Source organism: Nonomuraea sp. NPDC050404 (genome assembly GCF_040655495.1).
In the GTDB taxonomy this organism is placed as follows: Bacteria; Actinomycetota; Actinomycetes; order Streptosporangiales; family Streptosporangiaceae; genus Nonomuraea.
Map to the genome: position 1 here is coordinate 40,926 of NZ_JBFAKB010000009.1, position 18,697 is coordinate 59,622.

The following is an 18,697-nucleotide window of genomic DNA, read 5'->3' on the forward strand; positions in this document are numbered from 1 at the left end:
ATGCGACGGCAGATCGGCTTCACTGAGATGTTCAACTTCCGCGACGTGGGAGGCTACCCGGCCCCGGGCGGCCGATCGGTGCGATGGCGCAGGCTGTTCCGCTCCGACGTGCCGTCTGGCTTGTACGGCGAGGATCGGGCGCTGTTCGGATCGCTGGGCATCCGTACCGTGGTGGATCTGCGCCGGGCGTACGAGATAGAACGGCACGGCCGGATGCCGGACCTCGGCGGCGTCGCCTACCGGCACATCGATCTCGGTCATCGGGAGTGGCAGCACGCCCCGTACCGTCCCGGCGGTGACCCGGCCCGCTATTTCGCCGATCGTTATCTCGACCTGGCGGCGGAGGGGGCGCATGGCCTGGCCGAGACGATCGGGGTGATCGCCGCCGAGGAGTCCTTGCCCGTCCTCGTGCACTGCGTCACGGGCAAGGACCGTACCGGCGTGGTGTGCGCGCTCGTTCTCGCCCTGCTCGGCGTGGCCGATGACGACATCGACGCCGACTATGCCCTGAGCGCGCGGGCCAACGTCAGGTACGCCGCCTGGGCCCGGAGGAACCGGCGGGCGGCCGTCCTGCCGGGATTCGCCTCGCCGCCCGGGTCCATCGGGTTGTTCCTGGCCGGGCTGCGTGCCGTACACGGCACCGTCGAGGACTACCTGATCGGCGCCGGGCTGGGCGTCGGTGAGGTGGCCGCTCTCAGAACGCACCTGCTCGAATGAGGGAGACATCATGGGATCTGAGCTGGAACGGTCGCTCTCGCGGATCTGGGCGGAGGAGCTGGGCCTGGACGCCGCCGATCCGGACGGCGATTTCTTCGCCGCGGGCGGGACGTCGTTGCTGGCGGTCCGGCTGGCCGGCCGGGTGCGCCGGGAGTTGCGCCTGGACATGGAGATCGACACGCTGGTGGAGCATCCGACGCTCGGGGCGTTGACGGCGTTCCTGGAGGGGGAGACGTCCGGGCCTGCCGCGCCGCACCGATAGACGTGGGCGCCGGTCCGAGGGGTGCTTACAGCCGGTCGGGTTGAGGGGCGCCTACAGCCGGTCGGGTTGAGGGGTGCTTACAGCTGGTCGGCCAGTCGTCGGGCCGCGATCTGCACGATGTCCCAGGAGGTGGCGAACGGCGGCGCGTAGGACAGGTCGGACCAGGCCAGGTCGTCAACGGTCGCGCCGTGCCACAACGCGGTGGCCACGGTGTCGATGCGTTTGCCCGCGCCACGCCCGCCGACGATCTGCGCGCCCATCAGCCGGTGATCCGACGACGCCGCCACCAGCTTCACCGCGATCGGGTCGGCCTCGCTCATGTAGCCGCTGGCCGTGCTGCCCTCGGTGACCAGGGACGTCACCTCGATGCCGGCGGCGGCCGCCTCGCGCTCGTTCAGCCCGGTGCGGGAGATCTCCACGTACGTCGTGCCCGCGGCGAACCGGGTGATCGCGGTGCCCAGCGCGCCCCCGAACCGCAGCGCGCCCGGCGTGACGAGGTTGGTGCCGACGATCCGGCCCTGCTTGTTGGCATGGGTGCCGAGCGGTATGTAGGTCCACGCGCCGGTGAGCCGATGCCGGGTCTCGCAACAGTCGCCGGCGGCCCAGATGCCGTCGGCCAGGCTCCCGTCCGGCTCGGGCCGCAGACCGCCGTCCGGACCGCTCGGCAACTTGTCGAGGTCGAGGAAACCGGTGTTCGGTGTGATGCCCAGCGCCAGCACGACCAGGTCCGCCGGATGGTGTTCGCCCTCCGCCGTGTACGCGCCACGTACCCGCCCGTCCGCCACGTCCAGCCGCACGACCGGTGAGCCGACCACGACCCGGACCCCCGCCTCGTGCATCCCCTTCTCGACCCGTGCGGACAGGTCCGGGTCCAGGGAACCCATCACCCGGTGCCGGGTGATCACGGTGACCTCGTGGCCACGCCTTCTGGCGGTCTCGGCCATTTCGACGCCGATGTAGCCGCCACCGGCGACGACCACCCGCCCACTGCCCTTGGGCAGCCTCGTGAGCAGGTCCAGCCAGACGGCGCCGTCGGTGAGCGTCTTGACCGGCGCGACACCGGCATACCGTCGCCCTGTGCCGGGGTCGAGCGCCCAGTCCGGCACCACGGCCGACGCACCGGTCGCGATCACCAGCTCGTCGTAGCCCAGCACCTGCTCACCGCCGGCATCCCGGTAGGTGACGGTGCGGGACTGCCGGTCGATCCCGGTCGCGGTGGCGCCGAGCCGCAGGTCGATCCCGGCCGCCCGGTGTTCCTCGGCGGTACGCGCCACCAGGGCGTCGCCGCCGGACACGTCGCCGGCGACCCAGTAGGGGATGCCGCAGGCGGAGTACGAGGTATCGCCGGTCGCCTCCAGCGCGGTCACGGCCAGCTTGCTCCCGGCCATCCGGATCGCCTGGTGCGCCGCGCTCATCCCTGCCGCATCGGCGCCGATGACCAGCAGGCGGGTGGTGCTCACCGGGTCACGTCAATCGAGGACATGGCTCGGAGCCTATCCAGCTCCGGACGGAGATGCGGGCCCTTCGATTTGAGCACCGGCTCATCCGTAAGGGCCGTTACTCGGGATGAAACAGCGCAGTGTCACAGGTTGAGTGAAACGTGTGGGTGCTGTTACCTTCGCGTGATGGACGACAGGCGTGCGCGGGCTGAGGCAATCGAGGACTTCGCGGCCGCCCTGCGGGAATTACGGAACGCATTCGGTAACCCGCCTTTCCGCGAGATGTCCGGCCGATCAGGGGCCATTTCCCACACGACGTTACATGAGGCGACAAAGGGTAACCGGCTCCCGAGTTGGGAGACCACCGTCGAGTTCGTCAAGGCGTGTAATGCGGACCCGGCCGCGTACCGCGAACGGTGGGAAGAAGCGAACCGGGTGGTCAGGTCGGCGGGCGCCGGGAATCCGGCGATTCGGGTGGGCGCCTCGACGGACCAACCGGCCGATGAAATCGCGGTGGCCGCGACGAACGCCGCGGAAGCTCGTACCGTGCACCTCACCAACGGGTCCCCGCCACCGAGCCAGGCCCTGCCACCACCGCCCGGCGCACCTGCGGGCGACGCTCACCCGTTACCACCGCCCGGCGCATCCGCGGGCGACACTCACCCATTAGCACCGCCCGGCGCATCCGCGGGCGACGCTCACCTATTAGCACCGCCCGGCGCACCTGCGGGCCACGCTCAGCAGCCGCCTCCCGCGCAGGGAAGAGGATCCCGGCTGACCCGCCCGGCCGCGTTCGCGGCGGCGGCCGTCACCGTTGGCGCCGCGGTCCTCGCCGTAGCCGCCTTCAATCGCGGCTCCGAGCCCGGCCCGGACACCCCGCACCCGACCGGCGGCCCATCGGTCGCCGCCGCGCTTTCCCCCGCCGACTGCCCGGTGGGCGTGACCAACCCGCCGTGGGCCCCGCCGCTGTACGAGGGTGACGCGGCCGTGTTCATCGAGGACGTCACCCTCACCGACTGCACGCGCGTCGGCACCGGCGAGACCGTGACCAAGGTGTGGCGGGTCAAGAACGCCGGGGAAGTGCCGTGGAAGGGATATTCGCTGCGCCGCCTCGACCTGACACAACAAGCCGACCAATGCCAGACCATCTCCGACGTGCCGATCAAGGACACGAAGCCCGGCGACACGGTTGACATCCAGACCGTCGTCACCACCCCCAGGAAGCCTGGTTTGTGCTACGTGCGGTTTAAGATGGTAGACGCTTCGGGAACGGTCGTTTTCCCCGGCAGCCGGCCGCTCAACTTCCAGCTCATTGTGGGCGGACGTTAATTCCCCGCCGTGCGTGAACACGACGGGGAGCAAAGAGTGGCGAAGTTTCAGGAGCCGAGCCGGATCCCCGTGTAATAGTGCTGCAGGATCCTGGAGTAGGTCCAGCCCGCTCTGGCCTTGTCACGAGAGCCGTTCTGAGACATCCAGTCGCCGTCGACCCAGTGGCCGCACGCCGTCGTCGTGGCGCAGTACTGCGCCCGGAAGATCTTTTCGCCGCGGGTCAACCGGATGCCCCAGGTCGCGTCCACCGCGGCGCTCGTCGATGCCTTCGCGGAGCCGGGCTTGTACACCTGGCTCGACGTGTGGTCATAGACGTCGAAACACTGTCCGCCCGGCGTCTTGCGGTTGGAGTGCAGCGCCCAATACCAGCCGAAATTCTTCACGGCCAGCGCCCCGGCCTTGAGCGACTCGCCGGGCCAACTCGACACCCACTCGTTGGGCAGGACGTTCTTGACGTAGGTCTTGAACTCCACCCGCTCCACCCGATCGAGGGACTTGCGGTACACGAGGATCGTCGTGGGCAGCTTCGTGTCCGTGCCGTCGGTCTTGCATCCGGCGGGAGATCCGGAGCCCAGGAACTGGTGCGAGGCGTTCTGGTTCTTCAGCGTGGCGCTCAGGTTGGCTTTGGCGCCTGCGGCGAAGTCCTGGTAGGTGCCGGTGTGGCCGGTGTTGTAGTAGACGCGGACTGTTTTGGTGCTGCGGTTCCAGATGGAGGCGGCGGCGTTCTTGATGCATTCGCCTTTGCCTGCGCCGGGGCCTTTGAAGTCGTAGCAGGTGGGTTGGGTGGTGGCGTAGTCGGCGACTGATCCGGCGAAGTCGGAGACGGAGCCTTGGTTGTTGCTGTTGAAGTAGTAGCAGAATTCGCCGGTCTGGCAGATGCCGTCGCGTTCGGCGGCCGAGGCGGGTGAGGCGGTGGCGAGGATCGTGCCGCCGAGCGCCATCGCGGCGAGCCCGGACAGCAGCCGGACAATGGGTAAAGGCACAGTTGTCCTTCTTTCTGGGAAAGGCTTCTGTGAATGGCCGCTATCGGAGGTTGTAGCCCTGGGAGGTCCAGAACGAGGCCGGGTTCTGGTTGTCCAGGTGGGGGTCGCCGACGCTCTTGGAGGCGCGCGTGACCCGTCCGGAGCGCACCTCGACGTGGGTGTGCGCGGACGCCCGGGTCGACACTCCGTGCCACGACTCGGTGGCGATGGCCTGGCCACGGCTGACCTGCTGGCCGGAGCGCAAGGAGGACAGCGGGGCGGTGTGCAGGTAGATCACCGTCTTGTTCGACGCGGCGTGGTAGATGGCGATCGTGGAGAGGTTCGCCCTGCCGGTGGATCCGCGTACGACGTTGACGACCTGGCCCGCCACCAGCGAGTGCACCTTGGAACCCACGCTGCGGGCGAAGTCGATGCCTTCGTGCCGGCCGGAGGTGGAGGTGTAACCGTCGAATTTGCAGGTGACCCTGCCGCCCGCCTTGTACAGCGCGTACGACAGGTCGGTGCGCGGCGATGACGACGGGCCGAACTCGTGCGAGGCGTTCTGGTTCTTCAGCGTGGCGCTCAGGTTGGCTTTGGCGCCTGCGGCGAAGTCCTGGTAGGTGCCGGTGTGGCCGGTGTTGTAGTAGACGCGGACTGTTTTGGTGCTGCGGTTCCAGATGGAGGCGGCGGCGTTCTTGATGCATTCGCCTTTGCCTGCGCCGGGGCCTTTGAAGTCGTAGCAGGTGGGTTGGGTGGTGGCGTAGTCGGCGACTGATCCGGCGAAGTCGGAGACGGAGCCTTGGTTGTTGCTGTTGAAGTAGTAGCAGAATTCGCCGGTCTGGCAGATGCCGTCGCGTTCGGCGGCCGAGGCGGGTGAGGCGGTGGCGACGACCGTGCCGCCGAGCGCCATCGTGGTGGTCGCCGCGGCGAGGATCCTGGTAAGCGTTCTCATGCTGTTCTCCTTCTGTCTGCGGCTCGTCGCTGAGCCGGGGATTTCGGATGGGTCAGCGGCGCTGGTATTCCTCCCAGGTGCGGATGGTGACCTTCGGGCCGTCGTCGGGGCCGCGGCCGGCGAGCCCGTTCAGGCCGAGGTAGTAGTCACCGATCTGGTGCTGGGCCTGGCTGGAGAGGTCTGTGTCGCTGATGGCGACGGCGTGGATGTGCCACGGCCAGTCGTCCTGCTGCGGGCTGCGCAGCCATGCGGCGAAGCCGACCAGGCGCAACGCGCGGACGACCGCGGTGCGGGTCGCGGAATCCATGCCCTTGACCGAGATGTCCACGACGCCGCCGCCGTCGTGCGTACCCGCGGACGTGGGGTCGCCGCCGGGGTTGTACGAGCCCTGGTCGAGCTCGAAGTCGCGGCCGAGCAGCCGCTTGGCCTCCTTCAGCATGCTGCGCGTACGGGCGTTGACCACGTAAGCGCCGACGGACACCCGCGCTCCCGGGCTGATGACGCCGGTGACCTTGAAGCGGCCGGCGCCGAGCTTGGTGAGCGACGTCCTGCCCGGCAGGCCGTTGGCGTCGGAACCGGTGAGGCCGAGCGACTTCTGGTACTTCGCGTACGCGGCGACCGTTGTGGTGCCGAAGTAACCGTCCACCCACTTCGCGTCCAGCAGGCGCCGGTCACGCAACGCCCGCTCGACGAGCAGCACGCCGGCCTTGGCGCCCGGGGTCAGCGTGTCGTCGGGCCGCCGCGGGTCGATCTGGGCCGCCTTGACGACGGCCTCCATGTTCGCGCTCGGCAGAGCCGTCGCGTGTGCCGTCGCGTGTGCCGCCGGCGTCGCGACCATGCCGGCCAGCGCGGCGAGCAGAACGGCCGGCGGGAGGGCGGCGGCGCATGCGGGCAGCTTCATCGGTACTCCTGGTGCAAGGGGGTGGGGCGATGCCTGTGCGGCGGAGACCAACGTTCCGGGTTGCTCGCGTGTCCACAACAAAAATCGTGTTGTCAGCCTGTTCGACGGGCTTGTCCGTACGGGCGTACACGCCGTCTGACAGCCGTTGGGGTGGCGGGTCGCGGCAGACGGTGGGACTGTGAAGGCAAGGCGACCCGCTGGAGGAGATCGTGGAACACTCCGAGCTGAACACGGACATGATCCTCGCCGCCGTCCGGGACCACGGATTCGCGGCTTACGACGTCCTGGTCAAGGAGTTCCCGTCAGACCTGGTGGTGGCGGAGTTCACGAAGGCGGCAAGGTCGGGCCTCACCAGCTTCGGCGTGGGCGTACACCTGGCGTCGCTGACGGACAAGGGACGCAAACGTCTCGACTCCCTCGCGAAATAGCCCGCGGAGTCGCGTCGTCCCACGTCGAAGGCTCTACGGGGCATAAATTCGGGCAAGGCGCTCCGCCGCCCCGGATGTCTCGGCCACGCTGATCTACGCTTCCGGCATGGCATTCGTTATCCCGGAGATCAAGGTCGGGCTGGCCGAACTCGGCGGCGGCGAGCACGGCACCTGGTGCTCGAAGTGCGGCAAACGCGCGACCCTGTACGTCGTTGACCCGGCGTCCGGAAGCCATGCCTACACGTGCACGGCCGACGTCGGCCCGGAGATAGAGGCCATGCTTCTGCGCTCCGCCGGCTAGACGCACGCCGGTGCGCCCGGCATGCCGCGCATACGGCGCCCCTCATTGCCCTGGACGTCGCCGTGGTCATGCGGGTGCCCCCACCTGCGCCGGGAGGATCATCGGCCGTCAGGTGCACCGTCATCGGGCATTCATGCGCCGTACGGAGGAAGCCCCTACCCTGCCGACGCGCGAAGATCCACCCGCGTGCACCTACTGCAGAAAGCCTCCCCCATGCGACTTCCAGGTTTCATCCGATCGGCGCTCGTCCTGATGACCGCACCGGCCGCCGTGGCGGCGATGCTCGTCGCCGCCCAGCCTTCTCCCGTGGACGCCGCAACGGCACCTGCAATGGCACCTGCGACGACGCCCGCGACGACGCCCGCGACGACGCCCGCGTCTGCCACCGGCACGCACGGGCGCAGGGGCGGGCCGGTGATCTGGTCGCACCGGGGCGCCTCGAAGAACGCGCCGGAGGAGACCGCCGCGGCGTACAAGCGGGCCCTGGCCGACGGCGCCGACGTCCTGGAAGGTGACCTGGCCCAGACCAAGGACGGCGTGCTCGTGGTCATCCACGACAACACCCTCGCGCGTACGACGAACGTCGAGGAGCTCTTCCCCGACCGCGCCCCGTGGAACGTCATCGACTTCACCCTGGCCGAGATCAAGCGGCTCGACGCCGGCTCGTGGTGGGACCCCGCCTTCGCCGGGCAGCGCGTCCCCACCCTGCGCGAGTGGTTCCAGCTCACCAACGGCCGAGCGGGCCTCGCGCCCGAGCTCAAGTCGCCGACCCTCTACCCCGGCATGGTGGAGAACCTGGTGCGGGAGCTTCGCGCCTGGGGTTACACCCGCGATCTCAAGGCCAGGAACGGCGCTCCGCAGATCTGGGTCCAGTCCTTCGACGAAGCCGCGCTGCGCCAGTTCCACGCGCTGCTGCCCGAGGTGCCCACGCTGCTGCTCCGCAGCGGCTACCCGTTCATGACGGCGACCGACGAGGTGCTCACCGAGCTCGCCACCTGGACCAGCGCGATCGCCGGCAACCCGGTCCAGACCACCGCCTCCCAGGTCGCCCGGGTGAAGTCGTTCGGGCTGGAGGTCGTCAGCGAGGTCGAGGACGGCCCGTCGATCCTGGGCATGATCGAGCACCAGGGCTACGACTACGTGTTCACCAACGTGCCGGACATCGCCAAGGCCGTGCTCGCCGGCCGGGAGCCGCTGCGCAGGAACCCCGGCGTCGTCATCGACAGCGTCGTGTACAACCCGGACGGCAACGACGTCGAGCCCGACGGGGGCGAGTACGTCGCACTCCGCAACACCACCGGCAGGCCGATCGACCTCAAGGGCTACACCCTGCGCGAGTTCGGCAACACCCTCCTGCGGGTGGGCGACGGCGCCGTCATCGAGCCGGGCAGCTTCTACAAGGTCTACGTCGCCCCCGGCACCGACCGTCCTAACGCGCACTTCAATGGGCTGACCGCCGGGGTGCTCGCCAACACGGTCACCGACCACGTCTACCTGTACAACGCCAACCGGGTCATGGAGGACGTGTACTCCTACCTCGCATCCTGACCCAACGCCCCTATGGAAGGGGTATGGCCCGGCCGAGCCCGGAGACTTCCGGCAAGCAATCAGGAAGTCGGCCGAGCCCGCGGGCCATCTCCACCGCGCACTCAGCCAGGGCAAGCTGGTTCCCGCGGACCTGCGGCGACGACTCCCGCGGCCGCCGAAGCCGTGCTCTGCCCCAGCCGATGACCAGAGCCCGCCTTATGCCCCGACCCGGGAGAGACTTTCGTCAGCTCGGAATTTCGCGGCATTTCTCCCCATAGATGTGTGTTTTATGGGAAATGCGCATCCCTAGCTTTAGGGATGTCAAGTTTTGGCCAAGGGATTTTATTGTTGGGCAGGCCCGGAATCCGGGGCGTCGCCAAATCAACAACCGGGCCGGAACCGCAAGGAGAAAGACAATGGCGAAAACGTACGCGTCATGGCAGCACGGCTTCGGAGCCGTGGCCGAGAACCCCGCCACCAGCGCCCTACGCCAGGGATTCGGCGTGACCTTCTCGCTCCCGGCGAACGGAGGCGACTGGATCCACCTGGCCATTCCCACCCCCGTCCTCGTCGAGAACCGCCGCGCGACCCTCGACAGGGTGCTCATCCTCTTCCACGCGCGGGAGACCAGCTCACTCCTCCACGTGCACGTCTGGGACGGCCCGAACCGCATCCTGGCCAGGGACAACCTCGGCATCGAAGGCGATCACGTGCACGTTCTGAGCGCGAACAACGTCTTCAACGTGGGCCGCGACGGCATCGGATTCGGATGCGGGATCTCGATGTTCTTCGCCGCCGGTCAGATCGACAGCCACGTCTTCATCGCGGGCTACGGCGGGGACTTCTCGCACAACATCTGACCCCGCCCGCTCCCGGAATTCGCGAGAACGAATTCACCGCCGAAAGGAAACGAATATGAGTTACCGAGCCCGTCTGCTCGCCGGTCTCGTCAGCGCCGCCTGCCTGGTGCTGGGCACCGGCGTCGCTCCCGCGACGGCCCAGTCCGTGTACGGCCCTTACGCCAGCTTCGAGGTCTGCTGGGTGGCCGGCAACCAAGGGCAGCAGGCCGGTCAATGGGTGTCGTATTTCTGCGCGCAGAACGGCACCCCCCAATGGTGGCTCTTCACCACTCCCTGACCGGCCGTTCTGAGAGAACGCTTCGCCGAACACCGGCCCCGGCACCCCGCGGTGGGTTCGGGGCCGGTGACCGGTGCGGTGGCATCACCTGTTGAGGGAGGCGATGAGTTCGTCGCGTCCGCTCGTGCCCGTCTTGCGGAACAGAGCCTTGAGATGGTCGCCGACCGTGTAGACGGACAGGTCGAGCACGCGGGCGATCTGCTTGGGCGCCGACCCGCTGTAGAGGTGCTGCATGATCTGCCGTTCGCGGGCGGTGACCCCGTACCAGTCGCAGAACGAGGGCATCAGCGCCTTGCCGCTCGCGCGCTGGATCATGACCGCCACGTCGCCGTCGTCGCCGAGCCGCTGGGCCTCGATCGTGGTCCACCAGCCGCATCCGACCGAGGGGACGCACAGTCGCAGGTGCCGCGGCTGCTCGCGCGCCGCCGCCGCCAGGCTCGAGAACGAGCAGTCGGCCAGCCAATCGGGTACGGCCAGGTGCGTTCTCATCGCCTCCAACCACGGCACCGCCTGCGGCGTCATCGTCTTGATCCGGTTGTCGGCCCCGACGATGAGCATGCCCGGCGGTGGCTCGGGCAGAGAGGAACCGGCCGGCGGGGCCGTCACATAGGTGCGGAACGCATCGACCAGGGCGGGCCCGACGCCTGCCAGCCGGCGCGCGTCGGCCTCGTCGAACGGACGGCGGTCCGCCGCCCGCATCAGGCAGAGCACGCCCCACACGCCCCGCGCCGACCGCAGCGCCAGGCACAACTCCTCGCCGGCGCCGTGCTCGTCCAGCAACCGGTCCCGCATGCCCGGCCGCGGCCGCCGGGCCACCGTCACAGGGACCTGCCGCCGCGCCAGATGGGCCAGTTCGCCCAGGTACTCCCCGACCCGGTCGGGTCTGAGCAGTTCGCGGCCGAGATCGGGGGTGTACCCGTGCCAGAACGCCAGCGTGGTGATGCTCGGGCCCGCCGACGGATTGCTCGTCCCGCAGCGCAACGCGTCGTGCGGCACCACGGGCGCGATCACCCGTGACAACTCCGCCGCCACCGCCTCCATGCCGGCGCCGGGGACCATCGCCGCACACAGATCCCGATACAGCCGGACACACTCCGTAATCACGGTTCCAGTGTGGGGCGGAGCGTGTCGCGCAGGCCAGCGAATTTCCATGGCCGGCTCCGCGAGTGAGGCCAAATGTCGGTGCCCGTTGATAACTATGGCCCGTCACGTTGATCGCCGACAACAATGGAGTCCCCCCATGGCCACGGGTGTCCTCGACATCTTCCCCCCGTCCCAGAGCTACCTGATCGACCGCTACATCAGAGAGTTGCCGCGCGAGCTGCTCGCCCGGTATGACGCGGGCGGGCGGCCCGGCACCGACGAAACCGGGCGCAGGGTGTACGGCCTGTGGGCGCAGCTGCGGCTCGGCCTGGGCGGCAAGGACGGCGAGGAGTACCCCGAGGAGGTGCTCCGGCTGGTGCGCGAGGTGGCCGGCGGCGACATTCCCTGGACGTTCGAGGACACGCGCTCTCTGTGGGAGATCGCCGACTGGCTGTCGAGCAGGGGGCAGACCAGCCACGCCGAGGTGTACCGGATTCCGCTGGCGGCCATCGCGACCCTCGAATACCCCGAGCGCCGTCAGATCCTCGGTGACGTGCCGCCGTGGCACCCGGCCCACCACAGCCCCGGCCGGGCCGCGTTACGCAAGGACCTGTGGCGCGTACTGACCGAGCCCAGGGAGCACGGAGCGGCCGGGATCGTGCGCAGCCTGGTGTGGGACGGCGACCCCATCGCCCGTGCCATGGCGGGGAAGTACGCCGACCGGCTGACTCATCCCGCCGTGCTGCCGCTGCTGAAGCACTGGCGCAAGGCCAAGGCCAACAGGCCCAGCGAACCCTGGCTGGCCAGGGTCCGTACGCTGCTCACCGACGACGGCGTGGCGGTGCTGCGCGAGATCCTCTCCCGTTTGGCCACCCACCGCGAGAGCCGCGAGCCCGGCGGCAGGGTCTTCCTCGCGAGCCACACCGTGCTCCCGCTGCGCGGCATGTTGTGGACCTGCGAGGTGATCGACGCGCCCTGGGTGTCCACGCTGCTCGGCGACGTCGCCATGAACTGCGGCATCGGGCGCAACGGCACCGGCGGCGCCGCCGTCTGCCGCAACGAGAGGCTGGCCAACGCCGCGCTGAACGCGCTGGCCAAGCGGGGCGGCCTCGACACGGTGGGCGTGCTCGCGCGCGTGCGGGCCAAGCTGCGCAGGCCCGCCCTGCTGGCGAAGGCGTCCGACGCCCTCGACGCGGTGGCCGTACAGGAAGGGCTGAGTCACGAACAGCTGGTCGACCGTACGGTCCCCGCCTTCGGGCTCGGCCCCGACGGGGTCAGGGAGGAGCAGGCCGGCGACTGTGTGGTCAGGCTCGACGTGGCCGGGCCGGTGCTGCGGTTCGTCAACGCGTCCGGACGCGTCGTCAAGTCGGCGCCCCAGGCCATCCATAAGGATCCGGTGCTCGCCGATCTCAAGGCCACGTTGAAGGACCTCAAACGTACGCAGGCCGCCGAGCGGTTGCGCCTGGAGCAGATGCTCATCGTCGAACGCGAGCTGTCCTGGGGGGAAGTCGAGCAGTACTTCTTCGATCACCCGGTCACCGGCCCCTACACGCGCGCCCTCATCTGGCGGCTCCCCGGCGGGTTCGCCGGACTGCCGGTCAGGAGCGGCGACGGCTGGACACTGGCCGACGCGGGCGGCGCTTCCGTGCCCCGCCCGGACGCCGGCACGCCCGTCCGGTTGTGGCACCCGATCCAGGAGAACGCCGACGGGGTACGCGGCTGGCGCGACCACCTGCTGGAACGAGGGCTCAGGCAACCGTTCAAGCAGGCGTTCCGCGAGATCTACCTGCTCACCCCGGCCGAGGAGCGCACCCGCACCTACTCCGACCGTTTCAAGGGCCACCTCGTACGCTACGGGCAGGCGAAGGCGCTGCTGGAACAGCGCGGCTGGAGCGGGTTGTCGATCGGTCACTGGGACTACGAGGGCGGCGGCGACGTCGGGGAGGCCGTCAAGACGCTCGCCGGCTGGCAGGCGAGCTGGGGCATGCAGGTCGCCTCCGACCCCCAGCAGGACGCCTACGGCACCGCCTCCCGCGCCGCCACCGACGCGATCCGGTTCCGCCACGCGAACTTCCCCGGCGACGCGCCGCTCACCGAGGTTCCGCCGCTGGTGTTGTCGGAACTGCTGCGCGACGCCGACCTCGCCGTGGGGGTCGGATCCCTGGGGCTCGACCAGCAGGCGGCGGCCGGGTACGACGGTTACTGGCGGTCGTACGGGTTCGGCGAACTGAGCGAGACCGCCCGCACGCGGCGTGACGCGCTGGCCCGGTTGTTGCCCCGGCTGAAGATCGCCGACCGGCTGGAGCTGACCGACCGGTTCCTGCGCGTGCGGGGGCGACTGCGCACGTACCGGATCCATCTGGGCTCGGGCAACATCCTGATGGAGCCGAACGACGCCTACCTGTGCATCGTCCCAGGACACGACAGCGCCGCCGCCTCGGTGTTCCTGCCGTTCGAGGAGGACGGCGGCATGTTGTCGATCATCCTGTCGAAGGCGTTCCTGCTGGCGGACGACACCAGGATCAGCGATCCCACGATCACCCGCCAGCTCGTCGCTCCCTAGCCCGGGGTCGTCACTCTCCCTTGGCCTGGACCACGGGCCCCCGGCAGCAGCCGGTCACACCTCAGCAGCCCACCCTCCGGCTGCTCAGCGCGATGTCGTCCATCCACACGTCGTAGCCGGAGGGGGTCGGGTTCGCCTGGTAGAGCTGCCAGCCCAGCTTGACCGTGTCGAACCGCGGGAAGACGAAGTCCACCGGGTTGCCGCCGTGCTCCCGGGTGGACACAGTGAGCTCCGGCTTGGCCACCCCGTCGAACCACAACGAGACCCGGTTGTCGCCGGCGTCCATGTGCCACTCCACGCAGGTCCAGGCCCCGGCGACGGACGGCGCGGTGGTACGCCAGTTGGTCCAGTCCCCGGTGGGACCGCCGTCCGCCCCGACGCCCCAGTACGCGGCTCCTCCGTGGGGCGGCGGGGCGTACTGGCCGCCGAGCGGACGAACGATCTCGGGCCCGTCGCCGGTCGCCTCGACCAGCGTGTAGTGCGCCCAGTCCGGGGCGGTCGGGAACGCGCCGGCCCGCAACCGCAGACGCCCGTAGAAGCTGTTGCCCGGCGCGGCGAAGTCGTCCACCTTCAGAAACGCCCGGCCGTTGCCCTCGGTGTGCACCCGCAGCACCTTCTGCCCCCATCGCCCGGCGCGCTCGACGGTCAGCGTGCCGTGCTTGGTGTCGATTCCCCAGCGGAGACTGCTCGCGCCGCCGACCGGCATGGCCTGGAAGTCCTCGCAGAACAGCAGGTTCGCCTTCGCGCACGTACGCGCGTCCGTCCCCGCCGGGCCGGAGGCCGCCGCCGGAGCGGCCGTCAGCGGAACCAACAGGAAGGACACAACGGCGCGGACCAGCCATGTACGCACGAAGACTCCCATTGACGCGGAGGTGGGTGAGCGGGAGTAAGGTACGCCATCCGGCGCCCAAGAGAGGGGACGTGGCGGCGGCCACTGATAACGGCGCTGGTGGAAGGGCTGCGGCTGGGGAAACTTTCAGCGGCGAGGCTCGGCCGGACTGGTGGCGGTTCCCGACCCGGGCCCAGTCGATCCCGCTCGAACGGATCGAACCGCGCTCGGTGACGCGTGGACCGAGCGTCAGAGCCTCACGGAGTCACTCATGGCGGATCCCAAGATATTCAGCTTCGCTGAGCAACAGAAGGCTGTAGCCCGGGTCGTCGTCGCGGAGAATGGTTCCGCACTTGCATTTGAGCTTCGCCATCTGAAGCCTCCGATTAGTGGCGTCATATTTATGCGGGTTGAGCAACGAGTGACCCCGTTCCACCCGGATGGAACGACACACGAGGGCCTTGTCGGGCTCCCTCGCTTATGCTTGAGTGTTTCGATGGGCGGCAGGGCCAGCTTCGGCGGCGGCGGACATGAACTCCGCGCGTAGCCATTCGAATCGCACGAGGAAGATCATTATCCTGGGTGCGATTCCTCTTCTGCTTGTCAATTGGTTCATCGTTTCCGCGATCATGGGAAACATCTGTGTCGTTCTGTATGAGGGCGGCAACATAACGGAGTGTGGTGGCGGGCTTTCGGAAGAAGAGATGTCCGCCCTGTCGGGGCTGATCGCACTGGTGTTGTTCGTCGTCCAAGTGGGGCTGATCGCCATCGTAGGAGGGCGAGTGTCGCTACGACGCCTGCGACGATGAACCGGGGAGCCATTCGGTGCCGTCGAGGCGGAGTCGGTGATCGACCATCCGGGCTTCGCGCACCCCAGCACCGCGCGGGTGGTACGTGAGCGGCTGCCGGTGGTCAACAGCCGGTACAACACCGGGCAGACCGGTGGACGGGCTGAGCTTCCGTTCACGATCTCGGCCGTCCCCATCGGGTAGGCCGTGGGCGGCAACAGGGATGATCCCGGTATGGAACGGGGGGGGGTCCGTGCTCAGCCGGCGCGGCACACCGTCTCAGACAGTCCGGAGCCGGACGAACTTGTGGACCATGGCCGAGACATTAACAGGTCCGGAACGCGCCCCCCGGCACGGACATACTGGCGGTATACCGGCCCTTCCTAGACTCCTCTCCCTGATGACACTGGAGATCGCATTCCTCGGGCCCTGGGAGGTCAGGGCGGATGGGCGACCGGTACGCCTGGTGGGCCGCCGCCGCGTCGCCGTCCTGACGCGGCTGGCGCTGGATGCCGGCCGGCCCGTCGCCGCGCGTCAGCTCGTCGCCGACGTCTGGGGACAGACCTCGACCGCCACGGCCGCCAAGCAGCTGCACATCGTGGTGTCGAAGCTGCGGGACGCGCTCACCCCCCAGACCATCGCGACCGTGGCCGGCGGCTACCTGCTGGACGTGCCGCGCGATCAGGTGGACGCGCACAACTTCACGCAGCTGGCCCGCCAGGCGCGGCTGGCGCGCGAGCGGGGCGAGTCGGGCACGGCCGACCGGCTGTACCGGCGGGCGCTGGCCCTGTGGCGGGGGCGTGCCCTGGGTGAGCTGACCGACGCGTGGGCGCAGATCGAGTCCAGGCGGCTGGAGGAGGAGCGCCTGTCGGTCTTCGAGGAGCACATCGACCTGCGGCTGGCCGCGGGGGAGCACCACGCGGTGGTGGCCGACCTGGCCTCGCATGTCCGGGCCCACCCGCTGCGGGAGGGCCCCCGCGCCCAGCTGATGCTGGCGCTCTATCGGGCGGAACGGCAGTCGGAAGCGCTCGCGGTCTACCAGGAGGGCCGCGGTGTCCTGGTGGAGGAGCTCGGTGTCGAGCCGGGCGCGCGGCTGAGCCGGCTGCAGCAGGCCATCCTCGGCAGGGATCCCGCGCTGGAGCGCACCGCCGCGCTGCGAGCTGGGACGAGGGACTCTGCGCTGGAGCGCGCCGCCGTGCTGCGGGCTGGCATGAGGGATCCCGCGCTGGAGCGCGCCGCCGTGCTGCGGGCTGGCATGAGGGACCCCGCATTGGAGCGTGCCGCCGTGCTGGGGTCCGGCGCGATCGTTCGCGCCGAGTTACCCGCCGACACCGGGTCGTTCACCGCCCGCCATGCGGAGGTGGCCTGGTTGCGGGAGGCGTTGCTGAGCCAGGAAGCAGGAGCGGCGGTGGTTGACGGGCCCGGCGGTGTGGGCAAGTCGGCGCTGGCCGTTCACGTCGCGTACGCGATGGCCGGACGGTTCCGCGACGGTGTCGTCTACGTCAACCTGAACGGCGCGACCCCGGGGCTGCGGCCGCGGCCGGTGCTCGACGCCCTGGGCCTCCTGCTGCGTTCGCTGGGGCTGGACGGATCCGCCGTACCGGCCGAGCTGGAGGAGGCGATAGCCCGCTATCGCTCGCTCACTGCGGTGAGTGAACTGCTCGTCATCCTCGACAACGCGCTCGACGCCGGCCAGGTGCGGCCGCTCGTCCCGATGGGCGCGCGCTGCCGAACCGTCATCACCAGCCGCGACGCGCTGACCAGCCTCGACAATGCCCGCCACCTGCACCTGGCCGGGCTCGCCGACGGCGATGCCGTCACGCTGCTGGCCAGGATCGCGGGTCCCGCCCGGGTCCAGCAGGAGCCTGAGGCCGCCACGAAGATCGCCGCGCTGTGCGGCGGCCTCCCCCTGGCCGTCCGGATCGCCGGCGCCCGCCTCGCGGCACGGCCGGACTGGCGGCTGTCCGACCTTGCCACCCGCCTCACCGATGCCACCCGCCTCACCGGTGCTGCCCGCCTCACTGATGCCGCCCGCTTCGTCGACGCGGCCCACCTTCCCGACACGGCCCACCTTCCCGACACGGCCCGCCTCACCGACGCCGCTCACCTCACCGACTCGGCCCGGCGCCTGGACCACCTGCAATACGCCGACCTGGCCGTACGTGCCAGCATCGCGGTCAGCCACCGGCATCTGGGCGAGGAGCCCGGCGGGCACGACGCCGCCCGCGTCCTCCTGCTTCTCGGCCTACTCGACACGCCGGCCCACACCCCGGCCGCCACGGCCGCCCTGGCCGGTTGGACGGAGTCACGCGCGGAGGCGGCGCTCGAACGGCTGCGCGGTGCCCGGCTGCTGGAGCCCGCGGGGCACGGCCGGTACCGTCTCCACGACCTCATCCGGCAGTACGCCAAGGAACGGGCCGCGAACGAACTGCCCGCGACGGAGCGTGCGGCCGCGCTCCGCCGTGGGCTCCACCACTACCTGGCCTCGGTCAAGACGGCAACGCGGCTCGTGCACGTCGAGGACCCGCAGCCGGGGTACGAGGCGGAGCAGCCCGGCGTCGCGTTCACCAGCGCGCGGGAGGCCGGCGAGTGGACCGAGGCCGAACGCGACAACCTCCTGGCCGTGGCCCGCCAGGCGGGCGATTCCGCCGACCCGGCCACCGCCATTGGGCTGGCGATCGGGATGCACTGGCCGTTCAACCACCGGGGCTGGGTCACGCACCTGGCCGGAGTACACCGCGACGCGATCGAGGTGGCCGTGACGTGCGGGGACCGGGCCGGGCGGGCGCAGGTGGAGAGCTACCTGGGCTGGGCGTACCGCGACCAGGGACGCTACGGGGCGGCGATCCGTCACCTGGAACGGGCCGTGGTGTACTGGGACCAGGCCGCCCTGCCGCGCCGCAGGATGGGAGCACTCAACAACCTCGGCATCATCCACACCCTGCTCGGGCGGCTCGACCTCGCCGAGGCGCATCTGGCGCAGGCCCTGGAGATCGCCGACGAGGCAGAGGACCGTTACGCACGGGGCGCCATCTACAACAACCGCGTGCACCTGCTGTACCGGCAGGGGCGGTTCGAGGAGGCCATCGCGCAGGCCAGGGCGGCCATCGTGGAGTGGAGCGGAACCGGCACCCTGTACGGGGAGGGCGCGGGCCGCGCGACCCTGGCCCGCGCCTGCATGCATGCCGGCCGTCTCGCGGAGGCGGCCGACATCCACCAGGTGGCGCTGGCACTCCTGCGCGAAGCCGGATACCGCATCGGCTACGCCGTGACCGCCTGGTGGTCCGGCCAGACCCTGCACGCCCTGGGACGGCACGAGGAGGCCAGGCAGGACTGGCACAGATGCTTCGCGACCCTCCTGGAGACGCGCCTGCTGACCCGGGCGGAGGCGGACGAGCTGTTCGAGCAGCGGCCCGTCCCGCGGATGCCAAGGCAGATCAGCAACATGTTGTAGGCGCTCAGGTGCGGACGGATGCCCG

18 protein-coding genes are annotated in these 18,697 nt (G+C 69.8%); 12 read left to right on the top strand and 6 right to left on the bottom strand.

Annotated elements, in window-relative coordinates:
* Together AB0I81_RS25310 and AB0I81_RS25315 are read left to right on the top strand one after the other, a co-directional pair.
* Complete coding sequence (locus AB0I81_RS25310) at positions 1-717, top strand: tyrosine-protein phosphatase (protein ID WP_360660844.1); 717 nt, start codon at positions 1-3, stop codon at positions 715-717.
* A 10-nt stretch (positions 718-727) separates the two neighbouring features.
* On the top strand, positions 728-979 hold the full coding sequence (locus AB0I81_RS25315; RefSeq protein ID WP_360660847.1) for a phosphopantetheine-binding protein: 252 nt from the start codon (positions 728-730) through the stop codon (positions 977-979).
* Between the two features lie 77 nt (positions 980-1,056).
* On the opposite strand, the gene AB0I81_RS25320 is transcribed toward AB0I81_RS25315, so the two are convergent.
* Positions 1,057-2,439, bottom strand: coding sequence for an FAD-dependent oxidoreductase (locus AB0I81_RS25320; RefSeq protein WP_360660849.1), 1,383 nt, complete (start codon positions 2,437-2,439; stop codon positions 1,057-1,059).
* 165 nt (positions 2,440-2,604) lie between these two features.
* Here AB0I81_RS25320 and AB0I81_RS25325 point away from each other — a divergent pair, with 165 nt between their 5' ends.
* The gene (locus AB0I81_RS25325; protein WP_360660852.1) at positions 2,605-3,747 is read left to right on the top strand and encodes an NBR1-Ig-like domain-containing protein; all 1,143 of its coding nucleotides are present in this window, start codon (positions 2,605-2,607) and stop codon (positions 3,745-3,747) included.
* Positions 3,748-3,794: 47 nt separating this feature from the next.
* Here AB0I81_RS25325 and AB0I81_RS25330 read toward each other — a convergent pair whose 3' ends face one another.
* Genes AB0I81_RS25330 through AB0I81_RS25340 form a run of 3 tightly spaced genes read right to left on the bottom strand, consistent with a single transcriptional unit; the run spans position 3,795 to position 6,562 of the window.
* Complete coding sequence (locus AB0I81_RS25330; protein ID WP_360660854.1) at positions 3,795-4,730, bottom strand: SpoIID/LytB domain-containing protein; 936 nt, start codon at positions 4,728-4,730, stop codon at positions 3,795-3,797.
* Positions 4,731-4,770: 40 nt separating this feature from the next.
* A complete protein-coding gene (locus tag AB0I81_RS25335; protein ID WP_360660857.1) occupies positions 4,771-5,661 on the bottom strand; it encodes a peptidase inhibitor family I36 protein in 891 nt (296 codons plus the stop codon).
* A gap of 52 nt (positions 5,662-5,713) precedes the next feature.
* Positions 5,714-6,562 carry a peptidoglycan-binding protein gene (locus tag AB0I81_RS25340; protein WP_360660860.1) on the bottom strand — a complete coding sequence of 283 codons (849 nt, stop codon included), beginning with the start codon at positions 6,560-6,562 and terminating at the stop codon, positions 5,714-5,716.
* A gap of 209 nt (positions 6,563-6,771) precedes the next feature.
* Between AB0I81_RS25340 and AB0I81_RS25345 the strand changes: the two genes are divergently transcribed.
* From AB0I81_RS25345 to AB0I81_RS25365, 5 genes are all read left to right on the top strand, one after another.
* Positions 6,772-6,990: a hypothetical protein gene (locus AB0I81_RS25345; RefSeq protein WP_360660862.1), complete on the top strand. Its 219-nt coding sequence runs from the start codon at positions 6,772-6,774 to the stop codon at positions 6,988-6,990.
* Between the two features lie 106 nt (positions 6,991-7,096).
* Positions 7,097-7,291 carry a hypothetical protein gene (locus tag AB0I81_RS25350; RefSeq protein ID WP_360660865.1) on the top strand — a complete coding sequence of 65 codons (195 nt, stop codon included), beginning with the start codon at positions 7,097-7,099 and terminating at the stop codon, positions 7,289-7,291.
* Positions 7,292-7,504: 213 nt separating this feature from the next.
* A complete protein-coding gene (locus AB0I81_RS25355; protein ID WP_360660867.1) occupies positions 7,505-8,839 on the top strand; it encodes a glycerophosphodiester phosphodiesterase family protein in 1,335 nt (444 codons plus the stop codon).
* Positions 8,840-9,234: 395 nt separating this feature from the next.
* Positions 9,235-9,678: a DUF6623 family protein gene (locus AB0I81_RS25360; protein WP_360660869.1), complete on the top strand. Its 444-nt coding sequence runs from the start codon at positions 9,235-9,237 to the stop codon at positions 9,676-9,678.
* Between the two features lie 55 nt (positions 9,679-9,733).
* Positions 9,734-9,955, top strand: a complete 222-nt coding sequence (locus AB0I81_RS25365) for a hypothetical protein (RefSeq protein ID WP_360660872.1) — start codon at positions 9,734-9,736, stop codon at positions 9,953-9,955.
* 84 nt (positions 9,956-10,039) lie between these two features.
* Here AB0I81_RS25365 and AB0I81_RS25370 read toward each other — a convergent pair whose 3' ends face one another.
* A complete protein-coding gene (locus AB0I81_RS25370) occupies positions 10,040-11,059 on the bottom strand; it encodes a helix-turn-helix transcriptional regulator (RefSeq protein WP_360660875.1) in 1,020 nt (339 codons plus the stop codon).
* 136 nt (positions 11,060-11,195) lie between these two features.
* On the opposite strand from AB0I81_RS25370, the gene AB0I81_RS25375 reads away from it, so the two are divergent.
* Positions 11,196-13,601, top strand: a complete 2,406-nt coding sequence (locus AB0I81_RS25375) for a DUF4132 domain-containing protein (RefSeq protein WP_360660878.1) — start codon at positions 11,196-11,198, stop codon at positions 13,599-13,601.
* Between the two features lie 61 nt (positions 13,602-13,662).
* Here AB0I81_RS25375 and AB0I81_RS25380 read toward each other — a convergent pair whose 3' ends face one another.
* Positions 13,663-14,451, bottom strand: a complete 789-nt coding sequence (locus tag AB0I81_RS25380) for a hypothetical protein (protein ID WP_360660880.1) — start codon at positions 14,449-14,451, stop codon at positions 13,663-13,665.
* Between the two features lie 509 nt (positions 14,452-14,960).
* Between AB0I81_RS25380 and AB0I81_RS25385 the strand changes: the two genes are divergently transcribed.
* The 3 genes from AB0I81_RS25385 (at position 14,961) to AB0I81_RS25395 (ending at position 18,672) form a co-directional block, all read left to right on the top strand.
* Positions 14,961-15,239, top strand: a complete 279-nt coding sequence (locus AB0I81_RS25385; RefSeq protein WP_360660883.1) for a hypothetical protein — start codon at positions 14,961-14,963, stop codon at positions 15,237-15,239.
* Positions 15,240-15,275: 36 nt separating this feature from the next.
* The gene (locus AB0I81_RS25390) at positions 15,276-15,422 is read left to right on the top strand and encodes a hypothetical protein (RefSeq protein WP_360660886.1); all 147 of its coding nucleotides are present in this window, start codon (positions 15,276-15,278) and stop codon (positions 15,420-15,422) included.
* A 196-nt stretch (positions 15,423-15,618) separates the two neighbouring features.
* Positions 15,619-18,672 (top strand): BTAD domain-containing putative transcriptional regulator, encoded by a 3,054-nt coding sequence (locus AB0I81_RS25395; RefSeq protein ID WP_360660889.1) that lies wholly within the window; start codon positions 15,619-15,621, stop codon positions 18,670-18,672.
* Positions 18,673-18,697 lie beyond the last annotated feature (25 nt).

Bases quoted from the DNA above. Each gene is read 5' to 3' on its own strand.
- AB0I81_RS25360 (WP_360660869.1), top strand. From the start codon at position 9,235: ATGGCGAAAACGTACGCGTCATGGCAGCACGGCTTCGGAGCCGTGGCC.
- AB0I81_RS25335 (WP_360660857.1), bottom strand. From the start codon at position 5,661: ATGAGAACGCTTACCAGGATCCTCGCCGCGGCGACCACCACGATGGCG.
- AB0I81_RS25315 (WP_360660847.1), top strand. From the start codon at position 728: ATGGGATCTGAGCTGGAACGGTCGCTCTCGCGGATCTGGGCGGAGGAG.
- AB0I81_RS25340 (WP_360660860.1), bottom strand. From the start codon at position 6,562: ATGAAGCTGCCCGCATGCGCCGCCGCCCTCCCGCCGGCCGTTCTGCTC.
- AB0I81_RS25375 (WP_360660878.1), top strand. From the start codon at position 11,196: ATGGCCACGGGTGTCCTCGACATCTTCCCCCCGTCCCAGAGCTACCTG.
- AB0I81_RS25395 (WP_360660889.1), top strand. From the start codon at position 15,619: ATGACACTGGAGATCGCATTCCTCGGGCCCTGGGAGGTCAGGGCGGAT.
- AB0I81_RS25310 (WP_360660844.1), top strand. From the start codon at position 1: ATGCGACGGCAGATCGGCTTCACTGAGATGTTCAACTTCCGCGACGTG.
- AB0I81_RS25325 (WP_360660852.1), top strand. From the start codon at position 2,605: ATGGACGACAGGCGTGCGCGGGCTGAGGCAATCGAGGACTTCGCGGCC.
- AB0I81_RS25385 (WP_360660883.1), top strand. From the start codon at position 14,961: ATGAACTCCGCGCGTAGCCATTCGAATCGCACGAGGAAGATCATTATC.
- AB0I81_RS25355 (WP_360660867.1), top strand. From the start codon at position 7,505: ATGCGACTTCCAGGTTTCATCCGATCGGCGCTCGTCCTGATGACCGCA.
- AB0I81_RS25350 (WP_360660865.1), top strand. From the start codon at position 7,097: ATGGCATTCGTTATCCCGGAGATCAAGGTCGGGCTGGCCGAACTCGGC.
- AB0I81_RS25365 (WP_360660872.1), top strand. From the start codon at position 9,734: ATGAGTTACCGAGCCCGTCTGCTCGCCGGTCTCGTCAGCGCCGCCTGC.